The following is a 26,873-nucleotide window of genomic DNA, read 5'->3' as shown; positions in this document are numbered from 1 at the left end:
GATGAGCGACGACGAGGGCTACGTCTACGAGCCGGGGGTCAACGAACGGACCGCACCGGCCGACCGGGAGTTCGACTGGCGCGGGTGGACGCTCGTCGCCACCGTCGTCCTCGCCTTCGTCGTCGCACCGGCGATCATCCTCTTTCACCCGCCGGAGGCGTTGCCGTTCTTCGTCGCCTACTTGCTGTTGCCGCTCGCGCCCGCGGTCCTCCTGGGGATCGTCGCGGTGTGGGCGACCGTCCGGCCGTAGTCGGGACCCCCGCTCACGACTCCGCCGCGAGCCGGGTGAGGACGCCGCTCACATCCGCCGTGATCGGATCGCCGTGGCCCGGTGCAGCGACGTCGAACGTCGGAAGCCGTTCCTCGAGCTTCCGGATGCTCCGGGCGTTCTCCTCGGCGTCCGCACAGAGGACCGACGGCATCGGGTGGAGGGTGCCACCCTTGCTTCGAACGCAGTCGCCGAGGAAGGCGACGCCGCTGTCCTCGTGGAAGTACGCCATGTGGCCGGCCGTGTGGCCGGGCGTGTGGTGGGCGACGAACCCGCCGATCCGGTCGCCGTCGGCGACCGGGTAGGCGTAGAGATCGGGATGATCGAGCGACCGGCCGAGCGCACGCTGGAGCAGCCCCTTCCGGTTGACGAGCGGCGGCTCCGCGGCCCCCACCAGGTAGGTCGCGTCGGGCTCGCCGGCGTAGACCGGGGCGGAGAGCCCCAGCGAGGCGAGCGCGCCGACGTGGTCGTAGTCGTAGTGGGTCAGGAGGACGCGGTCGACCTCGGCGACCGCGAACCCGAGCGCGCGGATGCCGTCGCGGATCCGTTTCGCGTCCTTCGGGACGCCGCCGTCGACGAGCGTCAGCTCGCCGTCATCGACCAGATAGACGTTGGCGGGGCCGTCGACCAGCCGGTAGACTCGACCGCGGCCGTCTCGTGTCATACGGGCGATTGGGTCGCCGGGGCAAAAAAGACCCTCAGTCGAAGTCACGACGCATCGCGATCTCGAACCAGGGACAGAGCCGGAGCTGGCGGTACCACTTCGGATGTTCGTAGAGCCGTTCGTAGGGCACCCACAGCAGACCGCCGACCTCCGCCTCGTCGGGGTCGAGCGCCGTATCGTCGAGCGTGCACTTGAGCACGGAGCACACCTCGTGTTCGACGCCCTCGTTGGGGTAGTAGCGTTTGTACTCGAACTTGTCGGTCACCCGCAGATCGGTGTACTGGGTGGGCTTGACCCCGAGTTCCTCCTCGAGGCGCTCGCGGGTGGCCTCCTCCTGGCTCTGTCCCTGAACGGGATGCGAGGCGACGGTGCCGTCCCAGTGGGTGTCCCACAGGCGCTTCTCGGGGCTTCGCTGGGCCAGCAGGATGCGCCCGTCGTGGTCGAACAGCAGCGCGGTGAACGCGCGGTGGCGGACGCCGTCGCCGGTGTGGGCGTCGAGACGGTTGACCACTCCCTGTTCCTCGTCGTCGGCGTCGACCGCGATGACCTCCTGGCGGGCGTTGTCGTGCGTCGCGTCCCCGGCCGTCTCCTGGGTACTCATATCCCCGGTATCGGGGGGTGGGGTCAAACGCTCTTCGACTCCGCGTCGTCGGCGTCGGCGTCGGACTCGGTTCGATACCCCTCGCCGACGCGGACCGAGAGCGTTCGGGGTCGGACGCGACAGGAGAGCGACTGAAACGACGCCATCTCGCCGTCGAAGCTGAACGAGACCGGCTCCTCTCGCCGGACGTCGACCGTCAGCGAGGGGGTCCGCAGCCGGGAGATGCTCGCGGTCTCCCCGCCGAGTAGGTGGCTGACGGTCGCGTCGCGCAGCAGCTGGTTCGTGGGGACGTCCTCGACGATGGTCACCTCGAGCAGGCCGTCCTCGGCGTCCCCCTGTCCGTCCCCGCCGGCCGGGAACGACCGGGCGTTGCCGATGAGTACGAACACCGCGTCGCCGTCCCAGAGGGCCCCCTCGTCCTCGGCGTGGACGTGAAGCGGAATCGCCTCGAACTCCGTCATCGTCTCGATCGTCTTGAAGACGTAGGCGAGCGGACCGAAGCGGTCTTTCAGGTCCGAGGAGGTCTCCCCGCTGGCGTTGGCGGTCAGCCCGCAGATACAGGAGTTGACGAACAGTTCGTCACCGGCGGTGCCGAGGTCGATCGTGCGTGTCTCCCCCTCGGCGAGCAGCTCGATGCCGTGTTCGATGCTCTCGACGCCGACGTTGCCCGCGAAGTTGTTACCCGTCCCCGCGGGGACGACGCCGAACGTCACCTCGTCGAACGCGTCGGCGGCGTCGATCCCGCGGACGACCTGGTTTATCGTGCCGTCGCCGCCGCAGGCGCCGATTCGCGTCGCGCCGCTCTCGGCCGCCTCGCGGGCGAGCGAGACGGCGTGGTCGCCCGACTCCGAGACCGCGACCTCGAAACCGTGTTCCGCGGCGAGTTCGCGGATGGTCTCGATATGGTTTCCGTTGCCGCTCTGGGGATTGACGACGAGCACACAGTCTCTCGTCCCGACGTCCTCGGTCATGGCCGGCATAGACGGCGCAATCGCAAAGGGTTGGCGGCCCGTATCTCGGGCGTGATCGAACTCGATCTCCACGCTCACACGCGGTTCTTCCACGGCCGCGATCGGGCTGCACGCGCGTTCGACCCCGTCGGCCACCGGCTACTGGTCGGGGCCGCCCGTCGACGCGGCCTCGACGGCGTCGCCCTGACGAACCACGACTACTACCGGCCGCTCGGCGATCCCACGGGGGAGGGGGGCGTGCTCTCGATGCCGGGAATCGAGATCTCGACGACGCAGGGCCACGTCGTCGTGCTGGGACCCGACCCGCCGACGCGCACCGCACCCGACACGCTCACCCCTCAGGAGGCAGTCGACCTCGCACACGACCGGGGCTGCGTCGCGATCATCGCCCACCCGTTTCGCAACAGCACCATCCGCGAGACCGACGTCGAGTTCGACGCGATCGAGCTCAACGGCAAACACCCCCGGACGTGGCCGCTGGTCCGTGAGATCGCCGAAGCGCGCGACCTCCCGCTCGTCGGCGGCAGCGACGCCCACTATCCGATCGAGGTCGGGCGCGCCTACACGCGGATCGACGCCGAGCCGAACCCCAGGGCGATCGCCGAGGCGATCCGCGAGGGACGGGTCGAGCCGGCGCTCGCGGACGGCCCGTTCGCCCGGCTCGTCCAGGGAGGGTATCGACGGATCCACAAGTACAAGGGCCACCTGACCGACCCGACGCCCGGCGTCGGCGAGTCGCCGGGCGAGGACTGACGCGAGGACGGCACGGGCTAGCGGCGTTCGTCGAGGATCAGCCGGGTCGTCGTGCTCACGATCTCGTCCATCTCCCGGGCCTGGGTGATGAGGGCGTTCACGCCGCGCGTGTCCGCGGCGTCGACCACCAGGACGATGTCCTCCTCGCCGCTCACCTGCCAGACGAAGTCGACCTCGTCCCACTCGGCCATCCGGTCCGCGACCTCGGTGGTGTCGACGGCGACGTCGACGCCGACCTCGATCATCGCCTTGATGTTGCCGGTGCGGGTGGCGACGGTGAAGCGCTCGATGACGCCGTCCTCGTTCATGCGCTCGACGCGGTTGCGGACCGTGCCCTCGCTCGTCCCAACGCGTTCGGCGATCTCCGTGTACGGCGTCCTCGCGTCGCGTCGAAGCACGTCGAGAATCGACCGGTCCAGCTCGTCCATCGGGATCGACGTTGTACGAGACGGGACTTCACGATTACGAAATTCGAAATCTGGCTTCGAAAGCAAGGTTTATAGACGGTCTGGACGTACGGATCTCGTAATGTCGGACGCCTACGTCGCGCTGGAGGGCGGACGCGTGCTGAGTGCGCGTACCCGTTCGCCGGGCACCGCCCGGGGAGAGCTAGTGTTCACGACCGCCTACACGGGCTACGAGGAGAGCCTCACCGATCCCTCATACGAGGAACAGGTGTTGACCTTCTCGTACCCGCTGATCGGCAACTACGGTGTCCGAGACGAGCGATTCGAGTCCGACCGCGTTCACCCCCGGGCCGCGATCGCCCTGGAGTTTACCGACGACGTGGCCGAGTGGCTCGAGAGCGAGGGCGTGCCGGCCGTCGAGGGGCTCGACACGCGCGATCTGGTCACCGAGATCCGCGATGAGGGTGCGATGAAGTGCGGCATCGCCGCCGGTCCCGACGCCACCCCCGAGGCGGCGCTCGCGGAGCTCGACGCCTGCAAGGGGATGAGCGAGCATACCGACATCGGCGAACAGGTGAGCGTCGACGAACCGTACACGGTCGAGCCCGCCGCCGCCGACGACGTCGAGGTGGACGTCGCGCTGATCGACTGCGGCGCAAAGGGATCGATCGTCTCCTCGCTGACCGATCGCGGCGCGACCGTCCACGTGCTGCCCTACGACGCGACAGCCGAGGACGTCGAGGCGCTCTCGCCGGACGTGCTGTTCGTCTCGAACGGCCCCGGCGACCCCGCGAACTTCACCGCCGCGGGTGAGCTGGTCGATCGGTTCGTCGGCGAGACCCCGATCGCGGGCATCTGTCTCGGCCAGCAGGTCGTCGCCCGGTCGCTAGGCGGCGAGACCGAAAAGATGGCGTTCGGCCACCGTGGGGTGAACCAGCCGGTTCTCGACCTGCGCACCGATCGGGTCGTGATGACCACCCAGAACCACGGCTACACCGTCGCCGATCCCGGGGAGCTCGAGGTCACGCAGGTGAACGTCAACGACGACACCCCCGAGGGGCTCGACAGCGAGGAGCTGAAGGTGCTCACCCGCCAGTACCACCCCGAGGCGAACCCCGGCCCGCACGACTCGCTCGACTTCTTCGATCGCGTCCTCGAGATGGCGAAAAAGCCCGCCGCGACCGCCGACTAACGAATCAGCGGCGTTCTACCGAATCCAGCACGTCCGCGTAGTCGGCGATGAGGCCGTCGACGCCGAGCGCCGCGAGCGCCGCGGCCTCCTTCGTGTCGCTCACCGTCCAGGCGTGGACCGCGAGTCCCGCCTCGTGAGCGCGAGCGAGGGGATTCCGTTCGGGGTCGCCGTCCGACCCGCCGAAAAGCAGCCCCGTCGACGGGTGGATCGCCGCACAGCCGCGTCGCCGAGCGACGTCCAGCGCGCGGTCGATATCCCTCTTACAGAGGTAGGCGGTCGGGAGGGCGGGCGCGTGTTCCTCGACGGCCTCGAGCGCGTCCTCGGAGAACGTCGAGACGAGAACCGGGTTCGCCGCCCCGGCGGCGGCCGCGAGTGGGTCCGCGAGCCACTCCCAGCACTCGTCGTCCGGGTCCTCGGCGTGGCGTCCCTTCAGGTCGAGTACGAGCCCCGTGTTCGACGGGACGGCGTCGAGCACCTCCTCGAAGGCGGGGATCGACCCGCCGCCGTCGACCTCGGCGGAGAGGACGGTCGCGACGGGCGTCTCGGCGACGGCTCCCGAGAGGTCGGTGCAGCGATCCAACACGGGGTCGTGAAAGACCACACAGACGTCGTCGGCGGTCGGCCGGCAGTCGATCTCGATCCAGTCGGCGACGGTCGCGGCCGTGCGTAGCGTCGAAACGGTGTTTTCGGGGTTCTCGCCCGCGAAACCGCGGTGGGCGATCAGCGACGGTACGTCGACGTTGGCGGCGGAGGCCCCGACGCCGATCGTCGTGGCGGCGCGCGTCCCGGTATCGGCCGTCCTCGGGGTCCCGCCCACGTCTCGACTCGAACCCATTACCGAACGCTGTCATTTGCTACAGCATGAGCCTTGCTAATATCGCTATAGATCGGTCGGTACTCTATATATCACTCCGTAGTGCCGTCGGCTCCGTCCAGGTGAGCGAGACGACGTTCCCCGGGGGACCCCGCAGTCCCTCGCGACTCACGACCTCGCGTGTGCGGTTCTCGGCCTCCCGGGTGAGGGGAGCCGCGGTCATCGGTCCGGCGACGTCCGCCCTCGGGACGCGTCCCAGGACGAGTCGCCGCCCTCGCCGACGACGACCGCTCCGGTGGGGGGACCGCCGCGATCCGGCGGGTCGACGAGTCCGATCCAGCGGCCGGACGTTTTATGCGGGAATGCGGACGAACGTAGCCATGGGAGACGTCAGTTCGTCCCAGGAACGGACGCGCGCCGAGATCGCAGAGTACCTCCGGGAGTTCGCGGACGAACTCGACTCGGGCGACGCGCGCTCCTCGAAGGGGATCGACGAGCCCGGGCGGTCCGGCGACTCGGCGCCGGCGGAGCGCACCGACGACGGCGGGAAGGTGACGATCGTCGCCGGGAACGAGAGCGCGACGATCAACCCGCCCGAGACGCTCACGTTCGACGTCGAGGTCGCGACCGACTCGTCGCTGCTCGAGGGTGGAGGCACGGAACGCAGCGCGACGTTCAGCCTCCGCTGGAACGAGGACCACGTCGAGGAGGACGACGAACTCGACGTCCGGTAGCTACGTGAGGCCGGAGGCTCACGACTCGCGGCGATCGAACGACGGGACGTGACGCACTCCGGTCGATCCGACCGGTCGGCGGCCCCACAGGGCCTTCCGATGACCTTGCCGAACGTGTCGGCTACCCATATCTCGGGGCCAAACCAGGGGTCGCTTCCCGTCAGGCGATCGAACGGCAGGACGACCTCCGTGACGCTGGTCTGCTCGGGCCTGGGCGGCGACCTTCGCGATCGGGACGCCGGTAGCGCTTCCGTGTGAAGGGCGGTCGTTCGAACGAGTACTGCCGTTCTGCAGTCGAGTGCTGGTCGGAAAACCCGAGTCAAACCGAACCCGGATCGGCTATCGGAGTGCCGGACCGGCGAGTGCCCTGCGCCCCGTCAGCGGCCCCACTGGGCCTGCCGGATGGGGCGACCGTCGATCGGTTGTACGTCGAGCGGCTCCTCGCGAGCGCGGAGCGCCTCGAGGGCGGCCTGGACGCTCGGAGCCGTCGAGTAGTAGGTGACGTCCTCCTCGACCGCCGTCTGGAGCGACTCGCGGTCGCGCGTGATCACCAGATCGACCTTCCCCTCGCGGATCGCCTCGGGGACGTCCTCGAACTCCCGGACGTCGTAGAACTCCTCGAAGCCCTCGACGTCGAGGTCGATCACGGCCGTGCCGCTCTCGGGGAGGACGGCGCCGGCGGCCTGCTGGGCCTTCCAGTAGGCCTTGCCGAACGTGTCGGCGGTGCCCATCACCTCGCCCGTCGACTTCATCTCGGGGCCCAGGCGGGGGTCCGATCCGGGCAGGCGGTCGAACGGCAGGACGACCTCCTTGACGCTGGTCTGCTCGGGAATCCCCTCCTGGACGTCGAGTTCGTCGAGGCTCGCACCGGCCATCACCTGGGCGGCGATCTTCGCGATCGGAACGCCGGTGGCCTTCGAGACGAACGGCACCGTCCGGGAGGAGCGGGGGTTCGCCTCCAGTACGTAGACGTCGCCCTCGTAGACCGCGAGCTGGACGTTGAGCAGGCCGACGGTCTCGAGCGCGCGGGCGATGTCCTCCGTGACCTCCCGAATGCGCCCGATCGCGTCCTCCTCGAGCCACCGCGGGGGGATCATGCACGCGGAGTCACCCGAGTGGACGCCGGCGGTCTCGACGTGCTCCATCACGCCGCCGATCAGCACGCGTTCGCCGTCGGAAACGGCGTCGACGTCGAGTTCGACGGCGCCCTCGAGGAACTCGTCGACGAGGATCGGCTTATCAGGTGCGACCCGGACGGCCTCCTCGATGTACTCCTTGAGCTCCTCGTCGGAGTGGACGACCTCCATCGCCCGGCCCCCGAGGACGTAGGAGGGCCGCACTAACACGGGATAGCCGATGTCGTGGGCCAGCTCGAGCGCCTCGCTCTCGCTGGTCGCGGTGCCGCCCTCGGGCTGGGCGATACCCAGGTCGTCCATCAGGCCGTTGAAGCGGTCGCGGTCCTCCGCGAGGTCCATCGCGTCGACGCTCGTGCCGAGGATCTCGCAGTCGAGCCCGCGGCGTTCGATCTCGCGCTCTAGAGGTTCGCCGATGTCGACGGAGGTCTGGCCGCCGAACTGGATCATGACGCCGTCGGCGCCGGTCTCCTCGATCACGTCAGCGACCTCCTCGGCCGTGATGGGTTCGAAGAACAGCCCGTCCGAGGTGTCGTAGTCCGTCGAGACCGTCTCGGGGTTGTTGTTCACGACGTGGGTCTCGATGCCGGCTTCCCGAAGCGCGCGTACCGCGTGGACGGTACAGTAGTCGAACTCGACGCCCTGGCCGATCCTGATGGGACCACCGCCGACGATCACGGCGCTCTCGACGTCGCGGTCCACCTGCACCTCGTCGCGGCCCAGCCGGTCGCCACGGGCGCGTGCGGAGTAGTAGTACGGCGTCGAGGCGGCGAACTCGCCGGCACAGGTGTCGACCTGCTTGAAGTCGCGTTCCGGCACGCTGGCCTCGACCTCGCTCACGGCCCCGCCGTCGGCTCGCGGGATCGTCGAGGCCTCACTCGAACTGATCCCCGCGGCGGCCTGCGCGTTCGTGAAGCCGACCTCCGTGGCGCGCTCGAACTCGCCGTCCCGCGCGGCGGTCGCGGCCTCGGCGACGTTGCGATACCGCTCGACGTACCACTCGTAGATGCCGGTCAGCTCGCAGACCTCCTCGACCGAGTAGTCGCGTTCGAACGCCTCGAACATCGCGTACGGCCGGTCGGGCGTCGGCGTCTCGAGGTAGTCGGCCTCGAGTTCGTCGTCGCTCAACGCGTCCCAGTCGACGTCGGGCTCGTACTCGCTGGATCTGAGCGCTTTCAGCAGCGACTCCTCGAACGTCCGGCCGATCGCCATCGCCTCGCCCGTCGACTTCATCGCCGTCCCGAGGTCGAAGTCGACCTCGGCGAACTTGTCCTTGGGCCAGCGGGGCACTTTGGTCACCACGTAGTCGATCGCGGGCTCGAACGCCGCCGTGGTCTCGCCGGTGATCTCGTTCTCGATCTCGTGGAGCCGTTTGCCGAGCGCGACCTTCGCGGTGACGCGCGCGATCGGGTAGCCGGTCGCCTTCGAGGCCAGCGCCGAGGAGCGCGACACCCGGGGGTTGACCTCCACCACTCTGTATTCGCCGCCGGGAGTGCCGTCGTCGCGCCAGGCGAACTGGATGTTACAGCCGCCCTGGATGCCCAGGTCGCGAATGACGTCCAGCGCTGCGGTACGCATCTCCTGGTGGCCGTCGTCGGGGATCACCTGAGAGGGGGTGACGACGGTCGACTCCCCCGTGTGGATGCCCATCGGGTCGATGTTCTCCATGTTGCAGATGATGATACACGAGTCGTCGGCGTCGCGCATCACCTCGTACTCGAGTTCGACCCAGCCGGCGATCGACTCGGTGATCAGCACCTCGTTGTTGCGCGAGAGGCGGAGCCCCTTGCGGACCGCGTCCTTCAGTTCGTCCATGTCGTCGACGACGCCCGAGCCGCTGCCCCCGAGCGTGTAGGTCGTCCGCATGATCACCGGCAGGCCGCCGACGGCCTCGACCGCTCCCTCGACCTCGCCCATCGACTCGACGGTACGGGACCGGGCGATGGGCTGGCCGAGCTCCTCCATCCGGTGGCGGAACTGCTCGCGGTCCTCGGTTGCGTAGATGGTGTCGAGCGGCGTCCCCATGATCTCGACGTCGTACTCCGAGAGGACGCCCTCCTCGGCGAGCTCGGCGGTGACGTTCAGTCCGGTCTGGCCGCCGAGGCCCGCGATCACGCCGTCGGGGTTCTCCTTGCGAATGATCTCGGCGATCGCCTCGGTCGTGATCGGCTCGATGTAGACCTCGTCGGCCATCTCCGGGTCGGTCATGATCGTCGCCGGATTGGAGTTGACGAGGACGACTCGAGCCCCCTCCTCCTGGAGCGCTCGGCAGGCCTGCGCGCCGGAGTAGTCGAACTCCGCGGCCTGGCCGATCTGGATGGGGCCGCTACCGATCAACAGGATCGTTCTCTCCTCGTCGGCGGTCGACGGTTCGCCGACCGTGTCCTCGTCGGTCATCACCCCGAACCAGTTCGCACATCGTAATAAGGGGTACGATATGATGCGAAAAGCGAAGAGGGGTTTCGAGATTCGAAGCCTACTCGGACGGTTCGACCTCGACGGTGAGCGCGTTCGGAAGGGAGGCGTTCGCCGCGTAGCCGCCCTCGTTCCAGGGGTACCGATCGGAATCGAGGGCGCCGAACCCCTCCTCGGGCGAGCCGATCGTCGTCGGCTGGGTCCGGCCGCGCTCGTCGGTCGCCCGCGAGACGAGCGTATGGGTCCCCGGCGTCGCGTCCCACGAGGTCCGAAAGAGCCGCCAGGCGCCCGAGTAGTCGGGCCCGAAGCGTTCCGCATCCCTCCAGGTCTCGCCGCCGTCAGTCGAGACCTCGACCCGTTCGACGGCGTCGTCGCCCGCCCACGCGACGCCGCAGACGTCGACTTCTCCGGCGCGGATCGGCTCCTCGCCGTCGGGTGCGCCGATCAGCGACATGACGTTCTGGTCGAACGTGTAGGGGTGGTCGATCTCCTCCGACTCGAGTTGGTCCCACGTGTCGAACGTTCCGATCGTCTCCCGCTGTTCGGGCGTCTCGCCCGCGGGATGGATTCGGTAGTCGTCCTGTTGCCACCTCGCGTGGGAACCGGGACGATCGAGCGACCCCTCGGTGACCATCGAGTCGGCGAGGCGCAGTTCGTCGAGCCACTTCACGCTGTTGACGCCGTACCAACCCGGAACGAGCAAACGTACGGGATAGCCGTGCTCGGCGGGGATCGGCCGGCCGTTGACGCCGACGGCGAGGATGCAGTCGTCGGTCGCCTTCTCGACGGGGATCGAGCGGGCGAAGACACCCTCCTCGTCGGGATCGCCGCCGATGGCGGTCAGCCAGCCGTCCTCGGGGACGTCATCGGCGTACGCCCGCAGCACCGAACTCAGCGGGACGCCCGTCCAGACGGCGGTGGCGGCGGCCTCCCATCCCCACTGGACGCTCGCCGTCTCGGGGTCGTGTTGGCCGCGACCGTTGCCCGCACACTCCATCGTGTGGGCGACCGCGACCGTCGGGAACCGTTCGACGAGGCCGGCCACCGAGGCCTCGCCGGCGAGACCGCCCGAGAACGTCACCGTCCACGAGTCGTCATCGATCTCGGGGATCGCGTTGCGGTGACAGACGAAGTGTTCCTCGATCGGCGTCAACCAGTTCGCGTACGTGCCGCGGCTCGCCGCCCCGACGACCGTGTAGCGATCGGCCTCGTCGCGGACCTCCCGAACGCCGGGCTTTCGCTCGAGGATCGCCTCGATCTCCTCGTGGCGCTGGCGTGACCGGTCCTCGGTGCTCATGTACCTACCTCATCGTTCGCGTACAAACCGTTTTCCCGGCGGCGGGTCGTCCTCGAGCGATCAGGCCGGCCGGTCGTACTCGTCCTCGAAGTCGCGCTCGACGCGGTAGGCCTCAACGAACGCGTCGACGTCGAACTCGAGCATCTGCTCCTCGAACGACGAGGCCGCGTCGTCGTCCTCCGCGTGGCTGATCGCGTGCTCCATCAGCTCGACGATCAGCTCGACGACGATCCCGTGAAGTCTTCGAGAATCGAAGTCGGTCAGCCAGACCAGCGAGTAGCCCACCTGGCCGTTCTCGGAGACGTCCTCCGCGACGACCTGGTCGGGGAACTCCTCCAGCACGATGCCCATGAGATGGGTCGTGCCGAACTCCCCGTGATCGTCGTCGGTCTCGACGGTCTCCCGGAGGACGGCGACGATCTCCTCGGGGACGAACCGACCGGGCGGGTGGACGTCCATCACGACGGCGTGGCGTTCGCCGCACGAACAGGCGTACTCGCGCATGCCCATGTCGAGCTCCCCGAGCGAGACCGACTCGCCACAGGGGAGCGTGATGTCGTCGTCGCGCTCGCCGGGAACCCGCGGTGTTGCCATCACCGTCGATAGCGGGTTCGAGCGGTTAAACTCCGCGCCCTCGACTCGAGCGTGGAGCGTTCACCCCGATCCGATCGGGATCGGTCACCACTCGACGCCCGCGGGGTCGTTCCACTCGTCGGCCTCGTCCGGCCGACCCTCGTCCGCCGCGGGTTCGTCCCCGACCTCGTGAAGCTGGACGAACGCCCGCGCGACGACCGCGAGTCCGAAGACAGTTGTGACCGCCCTGAGGACGATCCCGATCACCGCGCCGACCGCGGGCGCGGCGGCGAACAGCCCGGAGACGAGCGTCGCCGGGATCGAGACCGCGAGCCCCACGAGCGCGACGATCACGAGCAACGCGAACACGCGGAGGCGATGGCCCCGCGTGAGCCGCCAGCTCTCGGCCAGCGCGTCGACGAAGCTCCGGTCCTCGACGGCGATCAACGGCCGGCTGAAGTAGAAGCAGATCGCGAGGAACAGTCCGGGGACGACCAGGAGGAGCAGCCCGATTCCGATCAACACGGCGGCGACGACCTCGGCGGCCACGTCGTTGACCGTCGCGCCCGTGAGCCGCCGTGAGAGCATCTCGTCGGGGATCGTATCGACGTGCTCGCTCACGAGTACGCGCATGGCGACGACGCTCGCGGCGGCGTTCGCGAGCAGCCAGGCCAGCCCCAGGAGGACGATCACCGATCCCGACAGCGGGAGCCCGAGCGGAGTCGGAACGTCGACGGGCTGTGCACCCTCGACCTCGCCGGCGAACGAGTCGACGAACAGGAGGAGACTGTCGGTGACGACCGTCGAGAGGGTGCCGAGCAGCGCGAAGACGAGCACGAAGATCGCGCCGTTCCGGGAGACCGTCCGATGGGCTGCCGCCCGGATCGCCCGCGAGACGTTCAGGGACATAGCGGGATCGAGGGACGACCCGTTAATAAACGCACCCGATCACGGCCAGTCGTCGCGCTCCTCGGTCGCGGGCTCGGCGGCCGGTTCCGCGTCCGTGGCGAGCGTCCAGCCCGCCGCCTCGGCGGCGTCCTCGATCGGGAGGTACTCCCAGCCGACCGACTCGGCGAGCGTTCGGTCCTCCTCGCCCGTGCCGACGAAGACGTGCCGGTCGGTGTCGAACTGGTCCTTGACGCTCTCGAGGCTCTCCTCGCGCCCGCGCGGGCCGGAGAAGAAGTCCTGTCGGATCCGGTGTTTTCGCGTGAAGTTCGTCACGACGTAGGTGGGCTTCTCGCTGACGACGCCCACGTACTCGGTCCACTGGCGCGCGTCGGTGAACACCTGATCGGGCTCGGCGAGCGCCTGGAGCGCCGCCAGGTCGAACGCGAGGGTCATGTCGCCGCTGCCGTTCATGCTCTCAGTGGGCCGGCCCGGCCGAAAACCGCTTCGGATCCGCCGCTGCTCGTTCGTACTTACTCGAGTCGCTCCATCTCGTCGTCCGAGAGCTCGATCTCCGAGGCGGCGACGTTCTCCTCGAGATGGTCGACGCTCGAGGTGCCCGGAATGGGGAGGATCACCGGCGAGCGCTGGAGCAGCCACGCGAGCGCGATCTGGGAATCGCTCGCGTCGTGCTCCTCGGCGATCTCCGAGACCGCGTCGGCCTTCTCGCCGAGGTCGTCCTCTCCCGAGCCGATCGGCGACCACGGGATGAAGCCGATGCCGGCGTCCTCACAGGCCTCGAGGACGTCCGCGTCGGATCGGTCGCCGACGTTGAACTCGTTCTGGACGGTCGCGATCTCGACGACGTCGCGTGCGGTGTCCAACTGCTCGACCGAGACGTTGCTCACGCCGACGTGGTCGACGTAGCCCTCGTCCTTGAACTCGGCCATCTGCTGGATCGACTCCTCGAACGGCGTGTCGGGATCGGGCCGGTGGAACTGGTAGAGGTCGATCGAGTCCACCCCGAGTCGGTCCAGGCTCCCCATCAGCGCGTCCTGGAGGTACTGCGGATCGCCACACGGCGGCCAACTGCCGTCGAGCGTGCGCCAGAGCCCGCCCTTGGTGGCGACGACGACGTCCTCGTAGTCGGGGCCGTAGGTCTCGCCGATCAGGCGCTCGCTCACGCAGGGGCCGTAGGAGTCGGCCGTGTCGACGAAGTCGACGCCGATCTCGCGGGCGCGCTCGAGCACCTTGCGGGCCTCGCCCTCGTCCTCGGGCGGGCCGATGATGTCGTCGCCGGTGAGCCGCATCGCGCCGAACCCGAGCCGGTGGACCGTCAGTTCGCCGCCGATATCGAAGGTGTCGCTTCGGTTCTCGACCATACCCGCGAGACGCCGCCAACGTCCTTTGACCCTTGCCTTACGGCGGGCGCTTCCGTTACCCGGTATCGACGAGGACGATGGGCGTGCCCGACCGATCGGCCTTTATGCACGCTCGCGCCGTATTCACTCCGATGATCTCCCGAATCCTCGTCCCGATGGGCGGCTCCGAGATGGCCGAACACGCCCTCGAGTTCGCGCTCGAGACGTACCCCGACGCCGAGGTCACCGTACTACACGTCGTGGGCGCCCCGACGCCGTTCATGGGTGAGGCGGTTCGACTCGCCTTAGAGGAGGACTTCCCACGGGCGGTCGAGGAACGCGCCGAGGGGGTCTTCGAACGCGCTCGCGAACTGGCCGCCGCGCACGGAACGGAGATCGACACCGTCGTCGGGGTGGGCCAGCCCTCGCGGGTGATCGTCGAACACGCCGCGGACGCGGATCTGGTCGTGATGGGAAGCCACGGACGCAAGCGGACGTCGCGAGTACTGATCGGGAACGTCGCGGAACGGGTCGTCCGACGGTCGCCCGTGCCGGTGACGGTCGTTCGGTGAGGAGTCGGTGATCCGAGGGACGCCCGGCCGTCTACTGCTCCTGGGAGACCGCCAGATCGTCGAGGTCGATCTCCTCCTCAAGCAGGACGTCGGTCTGTCCCTCGACGCTCGTCTCCTCGCGCATCAGCTTCTTCAGTCGAGTCTGGGGGGCCAGATCGCCGATCAGCACGCCGCCGATCACCTTGCCGTCCTTGAGCGCGATCCGGCGCCACTCGGTGTCGCTGTACTTGCGCTCGACGTACTCGTCGCCGATCGTGGGATGGCCGAAGGAGAGGAAGGGGAAGTCGAAGTGCGTGATCGAGTAGGAGGAGACCCAGCGGAACGCCTCGCTCTCGGCGTCGGCGGCCATGTTGGTCCCGGCGACCTTGCCCTGTTCCTTCGCCGAGCCCCACGAGCCGTTCTGGGCGTACTCTCCGAGGATGGTGTCGTAAAAGCGCGTGAGGTCGCCGGAGGCGTAGATGTCGTCGACGTTCGTCTGCATGTACTCGTCGACGACGATCCCCTCGTCCTGTTCGAGGCCGGCCCCACGCAGGTACTCGGTGTTGAAGTCAAGCCCGATGGCGATGCCGACGAAGTCCGCGTCGTAGTGCTCGCCGTTGGGATCGACCGCGCCCGTCACGTGGCCCTCGTCGTCGACCTCGAAGTGATCGACGCCGCTGTTGAAGACGGGGGTAACGCCCTTCTCGCGCAGTCCCTCGTGGATGATCTCCGCGCCGTCGAGCGAGAGGGCGTAGCGCCACCAGCGGTTGCCCCGCATCAGGTAGTGAGCGTCGACGTCCTGGGCGCCCGAGATCGCCGCGAGGTCGATCCCGAGCAGGCCTGCGCCGACGACGACGCCGGTGTCGGCCTCCTCCGCGTGTTCGCGGATCTTGCGGGCGTCCTGGAACGTCCAGAAGTGGTGGATCCCCTCGGCGTCGGAGTTGGGGACGGGGAGCTGGGTGGGCGTGCCGCCGGTGGCGACCAGCAGCTTGTCGTAGGGGATGTCGTCGCCCTCGTGAGTGCGGACGACGTGGTCGTCGGGGTCGATCCGGAGGACGTGCGTGTTGAGTCTGAGCTGGATGTCGCGGTCCGCGTACCAGTCCTCGTCGTGAATGGAGATGGGAGCCTCGGGCAGCTTCCCCTTCGCGAACTCCTTGATCAGGATCCGGTTGTAGAGGGGTTCACCCTCGTCCGATACGATGGTGATGTCCGCGTCGGGGTCCTTCTCACGGAGGGTCTCGGCGGCGGAACTCCCCGAGATCCCGTCACCGATGATCACGTACGACTGGCTCATGCCCGGGAGGTTCGATTCGAGGGTTAAAGTCGGTTGCTATTCCTGAAGTCGGCGGGACGTTGATTAGTCCCCCGACCCTACCGAAACTCATGAAGATCCGACAGAACCCGCGCCACTGGGCCGCGATGCAGGCGCTCTCGACCCCCGGAATCCGGTCGGTCGCGAACTACGGGCTGGTGAAGCTCCATACGAGGATCTTCCTCGGGAAGGCCGACGCCGAGCACCGCGAGGAGCGCCGCGAGCACCTCGACGCCTTCTTCGACGCGACGATGGACACCTATCTCGCCGCCCTCCAGTCCGGCTACGACGAGGCCGGCGCCCGCGAGATCACCCACGTCCAGGCCAACTTCGACTTCTACAACCACGGCTGGACCGAGATGATGGAGATCCCCGCGGACGAGCTCGAGGACCACTACGAGCGCTACGAGGAGTTCTTCGAGCGCTACGGGATCACCATCGACGACCCGCTCGGAAGCTTTCGGCCCGCCGGCGGGATTCCCGAGGCACCCTCGACGCCCGAACGCCTCGATGCGCCCGAGCACCCCCACGCGGAGGGCGGGTTCGCCGACGACGTCTACGTCGAGGACGAGGAGGGCAACCTCCGGGTCGGCGGCGGCGAGAGACCCGAGGAGATCGACGTCTCGAGCGCGCCGGGCGTGGGCAGCGAGGACGACGAAGCCGACGCGTAGGCGCGGAGACGTAGAGACGCAGTAGACGCGTCTCCGCTACCTTTTTGCCCGACCTCCCGGTAGCGAGGGGCATGATAACCGTGCGAGCGCCCGCGACGAGCGCGAACCTCGGGAGCGGCTTTGACGTGTTCGGCGCGGCGCTCTCGCGGCCCGCCGACATCGTCCGGGTCGAACGCGCCGACGAGACGTCGATCGAGATGAGCGGCGCGGGCAGCCAGTACATCCCCGAGGACCCCGAGAAGAACGTCGCCGGCGCGGTCGCCGACGCGCTCGACGTATCCGCCCGCATCCGGATCGACAAGGGCGTGCGACCCTCCTCGGGGCTCGGCTCCTCCGCGGCGAGTTCCGCGGCGGTCGCGCTCGCGCTCGACGCGCTCTACGACCTCGATCACGGCCGCGAGGCGCTCGTGGCCTACGCCGCCGAGGGCGAGGCGCTGGTCTCCGGCGAGGCCCACGCCGACAACGTCGCCCCCGCGCTGATGGGCGGGTTCACCATCGCCACCGACGGCGGCGTCACGCAGATCGACGCCTCGATCCCGCTGGTGGTCTGTCTACCCGAGCTCGTGGTCTCGACGCGCGACGCCCGGCGGGTCGTTCCGGACTCGGCGGAGGTGAGCGAGGTCGTCGACTGCGTCGGCCGGGCGGCGACGCTCACCGCGGGGATGTGTCGCGACGATCCGGCGCTGGTCGGGCGCGGGATGGCCGACGAGATCGTCACGCCGGCACGCGCGGCGCTGATCGACGGCTACGACACCGTCCACGAGTACGCGCTGGCCGCGGGCGCGACCGGCGTCACCGTCAGCGGTGCCGGGCCGGCCGTGATCGCGGCCTGCCGGAACGCCGGTCGGCGCTCGATCGCCAGCGCGATGCTCGACGCCTTCGCGGAACACGACGTCGAGGCTCGCGCCTACCAGACGCGGGTCGGCCGCGGCGCGGAGCTCCTGTGAAGGGTCGGTAGTACGACTCCACACGGCCGGATGGGCGGAGTCGATGGTCGAGAACTCGCCGTCTATCGAACGACGGTCGTCGAAACGACCGGGTCGCCGTCTCCGTGGCGCCGTCACCTCGATCTCGATCCGGTCGCGACTCCCATCGCCAGCTACGGCCCGAGGTCGTCGGTCGCCAGCCCCGCCGCGATACCGATGCCGATCGCGATACCGATCCCGGGCTCGGCGTCGGGCCGCTCTCCTCGGGGGCGTGCCCGCTCGCTGTTGGCGCACGTGGGAATGGTCACGAGCGGGGACGACCGCGACTGCCGGATCGAGCCGTCGATCGCGGGGACCGAATCGAGTCAGTCGAGCGCGTCCGAGAGCGCGTCCATCGTCCGATCGACCCGCTCGAGATCGGCGTTATAGCCCATGTGACCCACGCGCAGGAGGTCGTCGGCGTGCTCGCCGAGTCCCGTCGAGAGCACGACGCCGTGGTCCTCGGCGACCCGTTTCTGCAGCTCCTCGGCCCGACCCTCGACCGAGAGGGCCGTCACGGTCGGCGAGGCCAGTCCGTCGGGCGCGAACGGCTCGAGATCGATCTCTCGACCGCGCTCGCGACACCGGGCGGCGGCCGCCTCGTGGCGCTCGAAGGCGCTCTCGAGCCCCTCCTCGAGCAGGCGATCGACCGATGCCTCCAGCGCGTAGACGTTCGACACCGAGTGGGTGTAGGGGAACGCGGCAGGCGGGTCGTCGAACGAGAGCTCGCGCCAGGGCTCGAGGCTCGCGTAGAAGGAGTCCTGCTCCGTCGACTCGACCTTCGTCCAGACGGCGTCGCTCACCGAGAGCAGCGAGAGCCCCGGTGGCGAACTGAGACACTTCTGTGAGGCTCCGAGACAGACGTCGATCCCCTCGGGGACCGGCGTCCCTCCGAGCGAGGAGACCGCGTCGACGACCGTGAGCACGCCCGCCTCGTCGAGCGCCGCGAGCACGCCGTCGAGATCGTTCAACACGCCGGTCGGCGTCTCGCAGTGGACCATCGTCGCCACCGCGGGCTCGTGAGTCTCGATCGCCTCCTCTACGGACTCGACGTCGAACCCCTCGTTCCCGGGCACCTCGTGAAGGACGGCCTCGCCGCCGTGGGTCTCGACCAGGTCGGCGAAGCCCGCGCCGAAGAGTCCGTTCGAGAGACAGAGCACCGTCTCGCCGGGTGCGACCAGCGAGGAGACGCTCGCCTCCAGTCCGAGCATCCCCTCGCCCGCGAGGATCACGAGATCGTCGTCGGTCCGATAGACCGACGCGAGCTTCCCGAGGAGCTCGCGATAGCGCTCGGTGAACTCGGACTCGACGTCGGGGTTGTGGATCGGGCGGGTCATCGCCTCCCGGACCGCCGGGGGGAGCGCGGTCGGGCCGGGCGTCATGAGGAGGCGGTCTCGCTGGTCTCGCATGCGTAAGTCTCCGGCCCCGGCGGCCTAAACCGGTGCGGTCGCGGGACCGAACCGGCACCTCTTTGGGTCGGTCCCTCTCCCATCGGAACGATGACCGGGTCGGCCCTCCCCTACTGGCTCGCGCCGCTACCTTCCCGGATCGAGGAGCTCGCACTTCGGTACGCGTGGGCCATCGTCGCGATCAACCTGTCGGGGACGGCCTTCGGCTTCTGGTACTACCGCTTCCAGTTCGCGGGCACGCCTCTCGTGATGTGGCCCTGGGTACCCGATAGCCCGCTCGCGACGCTGTTCATGGCGCTCAGCCTCGCACTCTGGAAGCTGGATCGAGCGAGCGAACTGGTGAACGCGCTCGCCTTCTACGGCAACGTCAAACTCGGGCTGTGGACGCCGTTCGTCCTCCTCGCGTTCAACGACGCCTTCCTCGCGATCAACTCACCCCCGATGTACGCCTTCCTCGTAGTCAGCCACCTGGGGATGGTCGTACAGGCCTTCCTGATCCACCGCTACAGCGAGTTCTCGATACCCGCGATCGCCGCGGCACTCGCGTGGTACAGCTTCGACCTCACGGTGGACTACTTCGTTCCGATCGTCGGCGGCCCCCACCACACGGCGCTGCCCTTCGCCGATCCGACGGCGGTCGAGATGGTGGGCAACGCGACGGCGTTCCAGGTCGCCGCGTTCGGCGCGACGCTGCTGACGATCTGGATCACCTTCCTCGCGCTCGCGACCCGGGCGGAGAAGGCCCGGTTCTCGGCGGCCTGACGATACCGACGGCGGCCATCCCGACGCGACCGCGGTTCGTGGGACGGGTGAGCGACGACGTCGAACGCCTGCTCGGACGCCCGCCCCGTGCTCTCGCGGCGTTCGCCGCCGACTACCGCGACGCGCTTACCGGCTGCGCCCCGGAGGTCGTGGTCTCGGCAGAGACGGCCCGCCGTCGTCGGACCCGACTCACGGACGTTCCGGATCGAGGACAGGTCCCGATCGCCGGCCGGATCACTCGCCACCGTAGCACCACTGACGGCTCCGGACGGTAATCATTTTCCCGATACGGCACCTAACTAGTCGCGTCATGGAGACGGTCATGACAGTTACCAATGACACTCAACGATACTGCGAAATACCTGATACACGCGGACATCGCGGTCGACGGGGTGGTCGAGCGGAGTGACGTAGTCGGCGCGATCTTCGGCCAGACCGAGGGGCTGCTCGGGGACGACCTCGACATCCACGATCTCCAACAGTCCTCGAAGGTCGGTCGGATCGACGTCGAGGTGACGAGCCAGGGCGGTCGATCGGCCGGCGAGGTCACGGTCGCGACCAGCATGGACAAGGTCGAGACCGCGGTGCTCGGAGCGGCGCTCGAGACGATCGATCGAATCGGCCCCTGCAGGTCGACCGTCGAGGTGAGCCGCATCGAGGACGTGCGGGCGGCGGCGCGCCGCGAGGTCGTCGATCGGGCACGCGACCTGCTCTCGACGGCGTTCGACGACACCGTGATGTCGAGCGACGAACTGCTCGAGTCGGTCCGCGAGAGCGTTCGCGTCGAGGACGTCACCGAGTACGAGGGCTACCCGGCCGGGCCGCGCGTCGCCGAGGGCGACGCGATCATCATCGTCGAGGGGCGTTCGGACGTGCTCCAGCTGCTGAAGTACGGCATCAAGAACGCGGTCGCCGTCGAGGGGACGGACGTCCCCGAGGCGGTCGCGGACCTCACCCGCGAACGGACGGCGACGGCCTTTCTCGACGGCGACCGCGGCGGCGAGCTCATCATGAAGGAGCTCGAACAGGTCGCGGAGATCGACGCCGTCGCCTTCGCTCCGCCCGGACGGTCGGTCGAGGACCTCAGCCGCGAGGAGGTGTTCGCCGCGCTCCGCGAGAAGGTGCCCTACGCGGCCATCTCTGACGCGAGCGCGCCACGGCAGTTCGTCGCGGCGACCGACGGAAGCGCGATACCCGCTCCCGACGCCGCCTCGAGCGAGACGCGAGAGCCGTCGGGAGCCGGTAGCCCCGACGCGAGCGACCCGGACCCGATCCCGGCGGCCGCGGCGTCGGACGCGGAACCGCCCGTCGAGGCGGACTCGACGGCCGAGCCCGAGGCGGATCCCGACGAACCGCAGACCCTCCACGGCCACGTTCAGGCGGTCATCGACGAGGAGACCGGGACGGTTCGGCTGCTCGACGACACGTTCCACGAGGTCGCCAGCGCGCCCGTCTCGGAGACGTTCGAGGCGATCGCCGAGGCCGACGAGCCGCCGTACGCGGTCGTGATCGACGGCCCCCTCAGCCAGCGAGTGCTCGACGTCGCGGCCCAACGCGGGGTCGAACAGGTGATCGCCCGTGAGCGGGGACAGTTCACGAAGCGGCCGACGAGCGTCCGGATCCGGACGGCCGACGAGCTCCGGAACTGAGCGGCGAGCGCTAGGCCAGGAGTCCGAACGCGAGCGCGACCGAGACGCAGACGACCGCCCCGACGAACGTCGCGAGGAAGTTCACGCCCTGGTTGTCGAGCCACCGGTTCTCGACGGTCGCCCCGAGCAGGCTGTCGGCGGTCATCCCCGCCACTCCGGCGAGCACGACGGCCGTCGCGCCGAACGGGCCGACCGCCTCGAACAGCAGCCACGTGGGGAGCGCGACGACGAGTGCGCCCGTCAGGCCGGCGACCTCGCCCTGCCAGGTGACGCCGCCGTCGGTCCCCGGAGCGACGGGTTTGAGCGTCGTGATCAGTCGGGGACGGTCGTAGACGCCGCCGATCTCGCTCGAGAGCGTATCGGCCATCGCGGTCGCGACCGCGCCGACGAACGCGAAGAGGAACAGCGCCGAGGGGAGGGCGACCGCCTCGGGCGTGGCGGCGTAGCCGATCACCGCGAGCAGCGCCACCGCGGAGTTACCCAGCACGTTGCCGCTGCCGCGGGCGCCCTCGTTGTCCTCGGCGACGCCGCGCTCTCGTTTTCGCTCGTAGCGGAACTTCGAGGAGAGCCCGCCGATCGCGAAGAAGGCGATCAGCAGGACGAACCACGCGTAGCCGCCCAGGACGATGGTGACGAGCGCGAGCAACATTCCCGTGACCATCCCGGGGATCGACGCCGTCCCGAGCGCGTAGGAGACGTATCCCAGAAGCGCCGTGACCGCGATCGCGACGGCGATCTCGACGGGCGTCGTCGCGACCCCGAGCCCCGCGAACAGCCAGAGGACCAGCCCTGCGGTGAGCATGACGAGCGGGTCGTCACGGCGATACAGCACCGTTCGCAGGAGGGCGGCGATCAGCGCCCCGCAGGCCGCGAGGTACGCGGCGCTGGCCGGGACGAACCCGTTCGCGAACGGCGTCACGACCAGTTGGGCGCCGAGGCCGGCGAGAAACGCCCCCGCGGTGAACCCCACCGTCGTCGCCAGATCGTCGTCGCTTCGGGTCCGAACGGCCTGCTCGGCGAGGTTGCCGTAGGCGAGCAGGCAGATCGCGGCGGCGAACAGCTCTACGGGAAGGCCGAACGAGACCAGCAGCGCGAGGCCGGTCGCGGCGAAGGCGAAGCCCGCCAGCCCGTAGAGGGTGCGATCCTCTCGGTCGCCGGGACGGGCGAACAGCTCGAACAGCGGGCCGTCGTCGACGACCGCGGCGGCGAGCACGCCGACGACGGCGAAGGGGGCGAACGTCGCCGGACCGAGAAGGGGTGCGGCGAGCGAGAGGCTTCCTACGAGCGCGAACGCCCCCGCACGCCGGACTCGCAGGATCACTATCGACCTCGTTTCGTGGACGCGCACTTAACGGTCCCGAAGGCCCGTGAGGCTTAGGACGCCTCGATGAGAAGGGGGGCCGTGGGCCTCTACGACCGCTATCTCGCCGCCCGGGTTCGCCGTCACGACGGCGCGCCGCCGGAGCACGTCGCCATCGTGATCACCGAACGCGACCTGCTCGAGCGGGGGGCCTACGCGACGCTCGAGGACGTCCTCGAGTGGGCGTTCGAGCACGGCGCCGAGCGCGTCACCGTCTACGTGAGCGTGCTCGATCCCGCCGCTGCCCCCACCCTGATGGCCGAACTCGGCGAGCTCGACGCCCCCCGGGCGGTCGCCGTTCGCGGTCCCGACGACGTCCAGCCGGCCGCCGAGCCGATCCGCATCAGCATCGGGCTCGGCGGAAAGCGGGAGTTCGCTCGGGCGGTTCGCGCGCTCGCGGACGAGGTTCACGAGGACGACCGCGACCCCGACGGGATCGTCGCGGAGGACATCGAGGACCGGCTGGTGTTTCCCGACGAACCCGACCTCGTGATCAAGACCGGTGCCGAGCGGCTCTCGGACTTCATGATCTGGCAGTCGGTGTACGCTGAGCTCTACTTCACCGACGTCAACTGGCGACGCTTCCGCAAGCGCGACTACCTCCGTGCGGTGCTCGACTACAAGGAACGGAACCGGCGGTTCGGACGGTAGTCGAGCGCGTCCCGGACGATGACGAGTCTCGCCGTGGCTCCGTCGACGACTCGAGGGTCGTCAGAGCCGGACGGCGGTACGGACGTCGCCCGATCTCAACAGTCGACCGGCGGGACCCACACCGTCGCCGGCTCGCCGTCGGGGATGCCCAGGAACATCGCGTACGCCCGGGCACACTCGGTATCGCTCGTGTTCCTCGCGGTGTGGATCTCCCCTGGATCGAGGAACGACTCGCCCGCCGTGTAGGTGCGCGGGACGCAGTCGCGCTCCCAGACGAGTTCGAGTTCCCCTTCGGCGACGTTGACGAGCACCGGCCCCGGGTGGCGGTGCCAGCCGGAGGTACCGCCCGGCGTCCAGGTCACCTCGGCGACGACGAGCGTCGAGGCGTCGTCCAGATCGACGACGATCGGTTCCCCCTCGCTGTCGGCGAACTCGAGGGTGAATTCCGCGGCGACGTCGTCTACGAACGGCGCGTGCGGGGCGAGTATCTCGACCTCGAACCCGTCGGGCTCGTCGACGGCCTCGGCCGTCTCGTCGCCGTCGTCTTCGCCCTCGTCCGTTCCGTTCCCGTTGCCTCCGTCATCGCCGCCCGTCCCCCCGTGATCGTCTGCAACAGCGGTCCCGAGCGTGCCGAGCGTGCCGAGCGTGCCGAGCGTGCCCACCGCGACCGCGCTCGCCCGCAGAACCGTTCGGCGCAGTACGCCAGCGATCGGTTCGGTCTCGTCGGTCATTCGTCGTCCCCTCCTCGCTTGCGGGCGCCGAACGAGACGCTCTTCACGCCGTATCTGTCACACGCACCCTGCGCCCGCTCCGAGGTGAACGCGTACGCGTCGTTCGCCCGGAGTTCGGCGACGTCGAATCCGGGCGCTTCGACCGTCGTCGTGTAGTCGTCGATCTGTTCGGCCCCGCCGATACACGCCGCCCAGAGATCCGCGTCGTCCTTGATGCTCGCGGGCATTCGCGCCTCGCTCACGACGTCCGAGAGCGCCAGTCGGCCGCCCGGTCGGAGAACGCGATGGGCCTCCGTGAAGACACGGCTCTTCTCCGCCGAGAGGTTGATCACGCCGTTCGAGATCACGGCGTCGAACGTCGCGTCGTCGAACGCCACCGCCTCGATGTACCCCTTCTCGAAGCTGACGTTCTCGAAGCCCGCGTCGTCACGGAGCTGTCGTGCCTTTCTCAGCTGTTCGTCGGTCATGTCGAGGCCGGTCACGCTGCCGGTTTCGCCGACGTGCAGCGCCGCGATGAACGCGTCCGTCCCCGACCCGCTGCCCAGATCGAGCACGTCGTCGCCCGGCTGCAGATCGGCGAGGTCGAAGTGGTAGCCCACGCCGGCGAAGGAGGCGATGGCGTCGCTCGGAACCCGATCGAGGTCCTCGGGCCGATAGCCGAGACGCTCGGCCAGCGGTCGTCCCATCTCGAAGTGGAACTCCTCGTCCGGGGATTCGGCGACCTCGCGGTAGACCGTCTTCACCTCACGTTCGAGCTTATCGACGTCGAGTGATTGAGCCATCCTCGATCACCGTCCGCTGTCAGTCACGGCCGCCTGCTTCTGGATGTACGCGGCGCTCTCGGCGACCTCCTCTTTGAAGACGTCGACGTCGTAGTCCTGGGCCTGGATGAGGGCGCTGTAGCGTGGCGTGTAGCTCGCGAGGAAGAACAGCTCCGAGAGCTCCTCCTCGCTCACGCCGTGGAGCTGCGCCGCTCCCTTGTGGAAGTGCCTGCAGAACTCACAGCCGATCGCCGCCGCCACCGCGAGCCCGACGAGTTCGCGAGTCTCCGGATCGATCGCGGTCTCGCCGAACAGGAATCGCTTCAGGTTCGGCCATTCGTTCACCAGCGTCTGCTCGGGTAGGGCCTCGAGATAGCCCGGCAGGAGACCGAGATGCTCCTCGATATCCGTCACCGTTTCCTCGTACGTTCGTGTCATGGTATCTTCACCCATGGTACCTACCGATCGAGAGGAGATGTAGTCATCTAGTGAGATCCGTGCGGAGGGCGCTCGTCCCGCACCGTCCGCAAGGCGGTCACCGGCTGCGATCGGCAGGGAGAACGGACGGGGGCGTCCGCGACCCCGTATCGGCGACCGACGACCGCCCGACGAGTCGTGGGCGCGCTGGCTGCGGTCCGACTGCCGTCGTCAAGCGGACGTTCGATTTCGGATGCGCATGTAGCGACGGTGATCTCCGGGCGGTATCGGGGACGCTTCCGTGAGTATCATCGCTCGACGGGCGTGGCCGGTTCGGCGGGGGACTCGGCCTCCCCGTCGAGTACGTCCCGTGCCTTCGGCAGGTCGACGTCCGAGAGCGCGCGGACGAGCGTCAGCGCGCGCCGGCTTCTGGTCTGGCGCCGGGAGCTCTCGCGGTTGTGGTAGGTTCGGACCGCCCGCAGGAAGTCGATCTTCGAGAACTCCGGCCAGTACGGCGCACAGAAGAAGACCGCGGCCTCGTTGCCGTTGGCGTGCCACGGGAGGAAGTTCGAGGTGCGCTCGTCGCCGCCGGTGCGGATGATCAGGTCGACGTCCCGGATCTCGTCGTCGTAGAGGCGGCGGTCGATCTCTCCGATGTCGATCTCGTCGGCCGGGAGGTCGCCCTCCGCGACCGCGCGGGTCACGTTGCGCGCGACGCGCAGCAGTTCGGCCCGGCCGCCGTAGGCCAGCGCGATGTTGAGGACGAACGTCTCGTAGCCGCGGGTCCGGCGCTCGGCGTAGCGGGCGGCCTCCTGGACCCGATCGGGGAGCGCCTCGATGTTCCCGAGGGTGCGGATCCTGACGCCGCCGTCGTGGACGCGTTCCGCGTCGGCGAACTCGACGAGCTTCTCACAGAGCAGGTCGTAGAGCGCCCGTCGCTCCTCGGCGGGTCGGTTGAAGTTCTCCGTGGAGAACGCGTACAGCGTTAGCTCCTCGATGCCGAGCTCCTCACACCAGTCGAGCACCCGTTCGGTGGTGCGGGCGCCGGCTCGATGCCCGTCGGTGGCCTTCTCGCCGCGCTTGCGCGCGTAGCGGCGGTTGCCGTCCTGAATGACGGCGACGTGAGCCGGGCCGTCGTCGATCTCGCGAAGGAGGAGCTTCTCGTAGGCCTGTGACGTCAGGTTCCGCAGCGATGCCATCCGTTCGGCGGCAACGCAACCGACTGCAATGAGCCTTATGACCGCCGATCAGTGCGCACATTTTTAACAGAGGAGAGCGAAGGGGAGAACGCAATGGCGAAAGGTACGGTCGATTTCTTCAACGACACTGGCGGCTATGGCTTCATCGACACCGAGGATTCCGAGGAGGACGTCTTCTTCCACATGGAGGACGTCGGCGGCCCGGACTTAGAGGAAGGGCAGGAAGTGGAATTCGACATCGAACAGGCCGATAAGGGCCCGCGAGCAGTCAACCTGCAGCGACTGTAAGCGGCGTCATCGGACGATCGTCGGGGCAACCCGCGAACGAGCCTTCATCACGTTTTCCACCCGGCCAGCGACGCGACCG

31 protein-coding genes are annotated in these 26,873 nt (G+C 68.8%); 12 read left to right on the top strand and 19 right to left on the bottom strand.

Going from position 1 to position 26,873, the window contains the following annotated elements; all coding sequences use genetic code 11:
- The first annotated feature begins 1 nt into the window (after position 1).
- Positions 2-250 (top strand): hypothetical protein, encoded by a 249-nt coding sequence (locus tag V0Z78_RS06245; RefSeq protein WP_336343767.1) that lies wholly within the window; start codon positions 2-4, stop codon positions 248-250.
- Between the two features lie 13 nt (positions 251-263).
- Here V0Z78_RS06245 and V0Z78_RS06240 read toward each other — a convergent pair whose 3' ends face one another.
- From V0Z78_RS06240 to V0Z78_RS06230, 3 genes are read right to left on the bottom strand one after another with little or no spacing between them, the layout of a single operon-like run.
- Positions 264-932 carry an MBL fold metallo-hydrolase gene (locus V0Z78_RS06240; protein WP_336343766.1) on the bottom strand — a complete coding sequence of 223 codons (669 nt, stop codon included), beginning with the start codon at positions 930-932 and terminating at the stop codon, positions 264-266.
- 34 nt (positions 933-966) lie between these two features.
- Entirely contained in the window at positions 967-1,533 is a 567-nt protein-coding gene (locus V0Z78_RS06235) for an NUDIX hydrolase (RefSeq protein WP_336343765.1), read from the bottom strand.
- A 23-nt stretch (positions 1,534-1,556) separates the two neighbouring features.
- Positions 1,557-2,504, bottom strand: a complete 948-nt coding sequence (locus tag V0Z78_RS06230; protein ID WP_336343764.1) for a diacylglycerol/lipid kinase family protein — start codon at positions 2,502-2,504, stop codon at positions 1,557-1,559.
- A 51-nt stretch (positions 2,505-2,555) separates the two neighbouring features.
- On the opposite strand from V0Z78_RS06230, the gene V0Z78_RS06225 reads away from it, so the two are divergent.
- Positions 2,556-3,257, top strand: coding sequence for a CehA/McbA family metallohydrolase (locus V0Z78_RS06225; RefSeq protein ID WP_336343763.1), 702 nt, complete (start codon positions 2,556-2,558; stop codon positions 3,255-3,257).
- A gap of 17 nt (positions 3,258-3,274) precedes the next feature.
- On the opposite strand, the gene V0Z78_RS06220 is transcribed toward V0Z78_RS06225, so the two are convergent.
- Entirely contained in the window at positions 3,275-3,685 is a 411-nt protein-coding gene (locus V0Z78_RS06220; protein ID WP_336343762.1) for an Lrp/AsnC family transcriptional regulator, read from the bottom strand.
- A gap of 100 nt (positions 3,686-3,785) precedes the next feature.
- Between V0Z78_RS06220 and carA the strand changes: the two genes are divergently transcribed.
- A complete protein-coding gene (gene carA / locus V0Z78_RS06215; protein ID WP_336343761.1) occupies positions 3,786-4,856 on the top strand; it encodes a glutamine-hydrolyzing carbamoyl-phosphate synthase small subunit in 1,071 nt (356 codons plus the stop codon).
- A 4-nt stretch (positions 4,857-4,860) separates the two neighbouring features.
- Here the strand turns inward: carA and V0Z78_RS06210 are convergent, their stop codons facing one another.
- Complete coding sequence (locus V0Z78_RS06210) at positions 4,861-5,691, bottom strand: glycerophosphodiester phosphodiesterase (protein WP_336343760.1); 831 nt, start codon at positions 5,689-5,691, stop codon at positions 4,861-4,863.
- Between the two features lie 359 nt (positions 5,692-6,050).
- Between V0Z78_RS06210 and V0Z78_RS06205 the strand changes: the two genes are divergently transcribed.
- A complete protein-coding gene (locus tag V0Z78_RS06205; protein WP_336343759.1) occupies positions 6,051-6,404 on the top strand; it encodes an amphi-Trp domain-containing protein in 354 nt (117 codons plus the stop codon).
- 377 nt (positions 6,405-6,781) lie between these two features.
- On the opposite strand, the gene carB is transcribed toward V0Z78_RS06205, so the two are convergent.
- The 6 genes from carB to V0Z78_RS06175 all read right to left on the bottom strand — a co-directional run bounded on the left by carB (position 6,782) and on the right by V0Z78_RS06175 (position 14,089).
- A complete protein-coding gene (gene carB / locus V0Z78_RS06200; protein ID WP_336343758.1) occupies positions 6,782-9,934 on the bottom strand; it encodes a carbamoyl-phosphate synthase large subunit in 3,153 nt (1,050 codons plus the stop codon).
- A gap of 79 nt (positions 9,935-10,013) precedes the next feature.
- Positions 10,014-11,249: a molybdopterin-dependent oxidoreductase gene (locus V0Z78_RS06195; protein WP_336343757.1), complete on the bottom strand. Its 1,236-nt coding sequence runs from the start codon at positions 11,247-11,249 to the stop codon at positions 10,014-10,016.
- A gap of 60 nt (positions 11,250-11,309) precedes the next feature.
- On the bottom strand, positions 11,310-11,843 hold the full coding sequence (locus tag V0Z78_RS06190; RefSeq protein WP_336343756.1) for a DUF5815 family protein: 534 nt from the start codon (positions 11,841-11,843) through the stop codon (positions 11,310-11,312).
- Positions 11,844-11,927: 84 nt separating this feature from the next.
- Positions 11,928-12,731: a hypothetical protein gene (locus tag V0Z78_RS06185; protein ID WP_336343755.1), complete on the bottom strand. Its 804-nt coding sequence runs from the start codon at positions 12,729-12,731 to the stop codon at positions 11,928-11,930.
- 39 nt (positions 12,732-12,770) lie between these two features.
- Positions 12,771-13,181, bottom strand: coding sequence for a DUF7124 domain-containing protein (locus V0Z78_RS06180; RefSeq protein ID WP_336343754.1), 411 nt, complete (start codon positions 13,179-13,181; stop codon positions 12,771-12,773).
- Between the two features lie 59 nt (positions 13,182-13,240).
- On the bottom strand, positions 13,241-14,089 hold the full coding sequence (locus V0Z78_RS06175) for an aldo/keto reductase (RefSeq protein WP_336343753.1): 849 nt from the start codon (positions 14,087-14,089) through the stop codon (positions 13,241-13,243).
- Positions 14,090-14,220: 131 nt separating this feature from the next.
- Between V0Z78_RS06175 and V0Z78_RS06170 the strand changes: the two genes are divergently transcribed.
- Positions 14,221-14,640: a universal stress protein gene (locus tag V0Z78_RS06170; protein ID WP_336343752.1), complete on the top strand. Its 420-nt coding sequence runs from the start codon at positions 14,221-14,223 to the stop codon at positions 14,638-14,640.
- A gap of 31 nt (positions 14,641-14,671) precedes the next feature.
- On the opposite strand, the gene V0Z78_RS06165 is transcribed toward V0Z78_RS06170, so the two are convergent.
- Positions 14,672-15,913, bottom strand: coding sequence for an NAD(P)/FAD-dependent oxidoreductase (locus V0Z78_RS06165; RefSeq protein ID WP_336343751.1), 1,242 nt, complete (start codon positions 15,911-15,913; stop codon positions 14,672-14,674).
- 89 nt (positions 15,914-16,002) lie between these two features.
- Between V0Z78_RS06165 and V0Z78_RS06160 the strand changes: the two genes are divergently transcribed.
- Entirely contained in the window at positions 16,003-16,602 is a 600-nt protein-coding gene (locus V0Z78_RS06160; RefSeq protein WP_336343750.1) for a DUF6149 family protein, read from the top strand.
- Positions 16,603-16,673: 71 nt separating this feature from the next.
- Positions 16,674-17,549, top strand: a complete 876-nt coding sequence (locus V0Z78_RS06155) for a homoserine kinase (RefSeq protein ID WP_336343749.1) — start codon at positions 16,674-16,676, stop codon at positions 17,547-17,549.
- Between the two features lie 152 nt (positions 17,550-17,701).
- Here V0Z78_RS06155 and V0Z78_RS06150 read toward each other — a convergent pair whose 3' ends face one another.
- Positions 17,702-17,836, bottom strand: coding sequence for a hypothetical protein (locus V0Z78_RS06150; protein ID WP_336343748.1), 135 nt, complete (start codon positions 17,834-17,836; stop codon positions 17,702-17,704).
- A gap of 57 nt (positions 17,837-17,893) precedes the next feature.
- Complete coding sequence (locus V0Z78_RS06145; RefSeq protein ID WP_336343747.1) at positions 17,894-18,976, bottom strand: pyridoxal-phosphate-dependent aminotransferase family protein; 1,083 nt, start codon at positions 18,974-18,976, stop codon at positions 17,894-17,896.
- A gap of 90 nt (positions 18,977-19,066) precedes the next feature.
- On the opposite strand from V0Z78_RS06145, the gene V0Z78_RS06140 reads away from it, so the two are divergent.
- The 3 genes from V0Z78_RS06140 to dnaG are packed head-to-tail and all read left to right on the top strand — an operon-like array spanning position 19,067 to position 21,387.
- Positions 19,067-19,738 carry a DUF1405 domain-containing protein gene (locus V0Z78_RS06140; RefSeq protein WP_336343746.1) on the top strand — a complete coding sequence of 224 codons (672 nt, stop codon included), beginning with the start codon at positions 19,067-19,069 and terminating at the stop codon, positions 19,736-19,738.
- A 47-nt stretch (positions 19,739-19,785) separates the two neighbouring features.
- The gene (locus V0Z78_RS06135; RefSeq protein WP_336343745.1) at positions 19,786-20,013 is read left to right on the top strand and encodes a hypothetical protein; all 228 of its coding nucleotides are present in this window, start codon (positions 19,786-19,788) and stop codon (positions 20,011-20,013) included.
- A 60-nt stretch (positions 20,014-20,073) separates the two neighbouring features.
- On the top strand, positions 20,074-21,387 hold the full coding sequence (gene dnaG, locus V0Z78_RS06130) for a DNA primase DnaG (protein WP_336343744.1): 1,314 nt from the start codon (positions 20,074-20,076) through the stop codon (positions 21,385-21,387).
- Positions 21,388-21,397: 10 nt separating this feature from the next.
- Here the strand turns inward: dnaG and V0Z78_RS06125 are convergent, their stop codons facing one another.
- Positions 21,398-22,708: a DUF92 domain-containing protein gene (locus tag V0Z78_RS06125; RefSeq protein ID WP_336343743.1), complete on the bottom strand. Its 1,311-nt coding sequence runs from the start codon at positions 22,706-22,708 to the stop codon at positions 21,398-21,400.
- An 81-nt stretch (positions 22,709-22,789) separates the two neighbouring features.
- Between V0Z78_RS06125 and V0Z78_RS06120 the strand changes: the two genes are divergently transcribed.
- Positions 22,790-23,398 carry an undecaprenyl diphosphate synthase family protein gene (locus V0Z78_RS06120; RefSeq protein ID WP_336343742.1) on the top strand — a complete coding sequence of 203 codons (609 nt, stop codon included), beginning with the start codon at positions 22,790-22,792 and terminating at the stop codon, positions 23,396-23,398.
- 95 nt (positions 23,399-23,493) lie between these two features.
- On the opposite strand, the gene V0Z78_RS06115 is transcribed toward V0Z78_RS06120, so the two are convergent.
- The 4 genes from V0Z78_RS06115 to uppS form a co-directional block, all read right to left on the bottom strand.
- On the bottom strand, positions 23,494-24,129 hold the full coding sequence (locus V0Z78_RS06115; protein WP_336343741.1) for a cupin domain-containing protein: 636 nt from the start codon (positions 24,127-24,129) through the stop codon (positions 23,494-23,496).
- Positions 24,126-24,911, bottom strand: a complete 786-nt coding sequence (locus tag V0Z78_RS06110) for a methyltransferase domain-containing protein (protein ID WP_336343740.1) — start codon at positions 24,909-24,911, stop codon at positions 24,126-24,128. The genes V0Z78_RS06115 and V0Z78_RS06110 overlap by 4 nt, the downstream gene beginning before the upstream one ends.
- 6 nt (positions 24,912-24,917) lie before the next feature.
- Positions 24,918-25,328 (bottom strand): carboxymuconolactone decarboxylase family protein, encoded by a 411-nt coding sequence (locus tag V0Z78_RS06105; RefSeq protein ID WP_336343739.1) that lies wholly within the window; start codon positions 25,326-25,328, stop codon positions 24,918-24,920.
- Positions 25,329-25,615: 287 nt separating this feature from the next.
- Complete coding sequence (gene uppS / locus V0Z78_RS06100) at positions 25,616-26,506, bottom strand: polyprenyl diphosphate synthase (protein ID WP_336343738.1); 891 nt, start codon at positions 26,504-26,506, stop codon at positions 25,616-25,618.
- A gap of 93 nt (positions 26,507-26,599) precedes the next feature.
- Here uppS and V0Z78_RS06095 point away from each other — a divergent pair, with 93 nt between their 5' ends.
- The gene (locus V0Z78_RS06095) at positions 26,600-26,794 is read left to right on the top strand and encodes a cold-shock protein (RefSeq protein ID WP_286046126.1); all 195 of its coding nucleotides are present in this window, start codon (positions 26,600-26,602) and stop codon (positions 26,792-26,794) included.
- The last annotated feature ends 79 nt before the right edge of the window (positions 26,795-26,873 follow it).

The organism is Halalkalicoccus sp. CG83 (genome assembly GCF_037081715.1).
GTDB lineage: Archaea > Halobacteriota > Halobacteria > Halobacteriales > Halalkalicoccaceae > Halalkalicoccus > Halalkalicoccus ordinarius.
This window is presented reverse-complemented; position numbering and strand designations above follow the sequence as displayed.

Coding starts and splice junctions, on each gene's coding strand:
- V0Z78_RS06245 (WP_336343767.1), top strand. CDS start 2: ATGAGCGACGACGAGGGCTACGTCTACGAGCCGGGGGTCAACGAACGG.
- V0Z78_RS06240 (WP_336343766.1), bottom strand. CDS start 932: ATGACACGAGACGGCCGCGGTCGAGTCTACCGGCTGGTCGACGGCCCC.
- V0Z78_RS06235 (WP_336343765.1), bottom strand. CDS start 1,533: ATGAGTACCCAGGAGACGGCCGGGGACGCGACGCACGACAACGCCCGC.
- V0Z78_RS06230 (WP_336343764.1), bottom strand. CDS start 2,504: ATGACCGAGGACGTCGGGACGAGAGACTGTGTGCTCGTCGTCAATCCC.
- V0Z78_RS06220 (WP_336343762.1), bottom strand. CDS start 3,685: ATGGACGAGCTGGACCGGTCGATTCTCGACGTGCTTCGACGCGACGCG.
- carA (WP_336343761.1), top strand. CDS start 3,786: ATGTCGGACGCCTACGTCGCGCTGGAGGGCGGACGCGTGCTGAGTGCG.
- V0Z78_RS06210 (WP_336343760.1), bottom strand. CDS start 5,691: ATGGGTTCGAGTCGAGACGTGGGCGGGACCCCGAGGACGGCCGATACC.
- V0Z78_RS06205 (WP_336343759.1), top strand. CDS start 6,051: ATGGGAGACGTCAGTTCGTCCCAGGAACGGACGCGCGCCGAGATCGCA.
- carB (WP_336343758.1), bottom strand. CDS start 9,934: ATGACCGACGAGGACACGGTCGGCGAACCGTCGACCGCCGACGAGGAG.
- V0Z78_RS06195 (WP_336343757.1), bottom strand. CDS start 11,249: ATGAGCACCGAGGACCGGTCACGCCAGCGCCACGAGGAGATCGAGGCG.
- V0Z78_RS06190 (WP_336343756.1), bottom strand. CDS start 11,843: ATGGCAACACCGCGGGTTCCCGGCGAGCGCGACGACGACATCACGCTC.
- V0Z78_RS06185 (WP_336343755.1), bottom strand. CDS start 12,731: ATGTCCCTGAACGTCTCGCGGGCGATCCGGGCGGCAGCCCATCGGACG.
- V0Z78_RS06180 (WP_336343754.1), bottom strand. CDS start 13,181: ATGAACGGCAGCGGCGACATGACCCTCGCGTTCGACCTGGCGGCGCTC.
- V0Z78_RS06175 (WP_336343753.1), bottom strand. CDS start 14,089: ATGGTCGAGAACCGAAGCGACACCTTCGATATCGGCGGCGAACTGACG.
- V0Z78_RS06170 (WP_336343752.1), top strand. CDS start 14,221: ATGATCTCCCGAATCCTCGTCCCGATGGGCGGCTCCGAGATGGCCGAA.
- V0Z78_RS06165 (WP_336343751.1), bottom strand. CDS start 15,913: ATGAGCCAGTCGTACGTGATCATCGGTGACGGGATCTCGGGGAGTTCC.
- V0Z78_RS06160 (WP_336343750.1), top strand. CDS start 16,003: ATGAAGATCCGACAGAACCCGCGCCACTGGGCCGCGATGCAGGCGCTC.
- V0Z78_RS06155 (WP_336343749.1), top strand. CDS start 16,674: ATGATAACCGTGCGAGCGCCCGCGACGAGCGCGAACCTCGGGAGCGGC.
- V0Z78_RS06145 (WP_336343747.1), bottom strand. CDS start 18,976: ATGCGAGACCAGCGAGACCGCCTCCTCATGACGCCCGGCCCGACCGCG.
- V0Z78_RS06140 (WP_336343746.1), top strand. CDS start 19,067: ATGACCGGGTCGGCCCTCCCCTACTGGCTCGCGCCGCTACCTTCCCGG.
- dnaG (WP_336343744.1), top strand. CDS start 20,074: ATGACACTCAACGATACTGCGAAATACCTGATACACGCGGACATCGCG.
- V0Z78_RS06115 (WP_336343741.1), bottom strand. CDS start 24,129: ATGACCGACGAGACCGAACCGATCGCTGGCGTACTGCGCCGAACGGTT.
- V0Z78_RS06110 (WP_336343740.1), bottom strand. CDS start 24,911: ATGGCTCAATCACTCGACGTCGATAAGCTCGAACGTGAGGTGAAGACG.
- V0Z78_RS06105 (WP_336343739.1), bottom strand. CDS start 25,328: ATGACACGAACGTACGAGGAAACGGTGACGGATATCGAGGAGCATCTC.
- uppS (WP_336343738.1), bottom strand. CDS start 26,506: ATGGCATCGCTGCGGAACCTGACGTCACAGGCCTACGAGAAGCTCCTC.
- V0Z78_RS06095 (WP_286046126.1), top strand. CDS start 26,600: ATGGCGAAAGGTACGGTCGATTTCTTCAACGACACTGGCGGCTATGGC.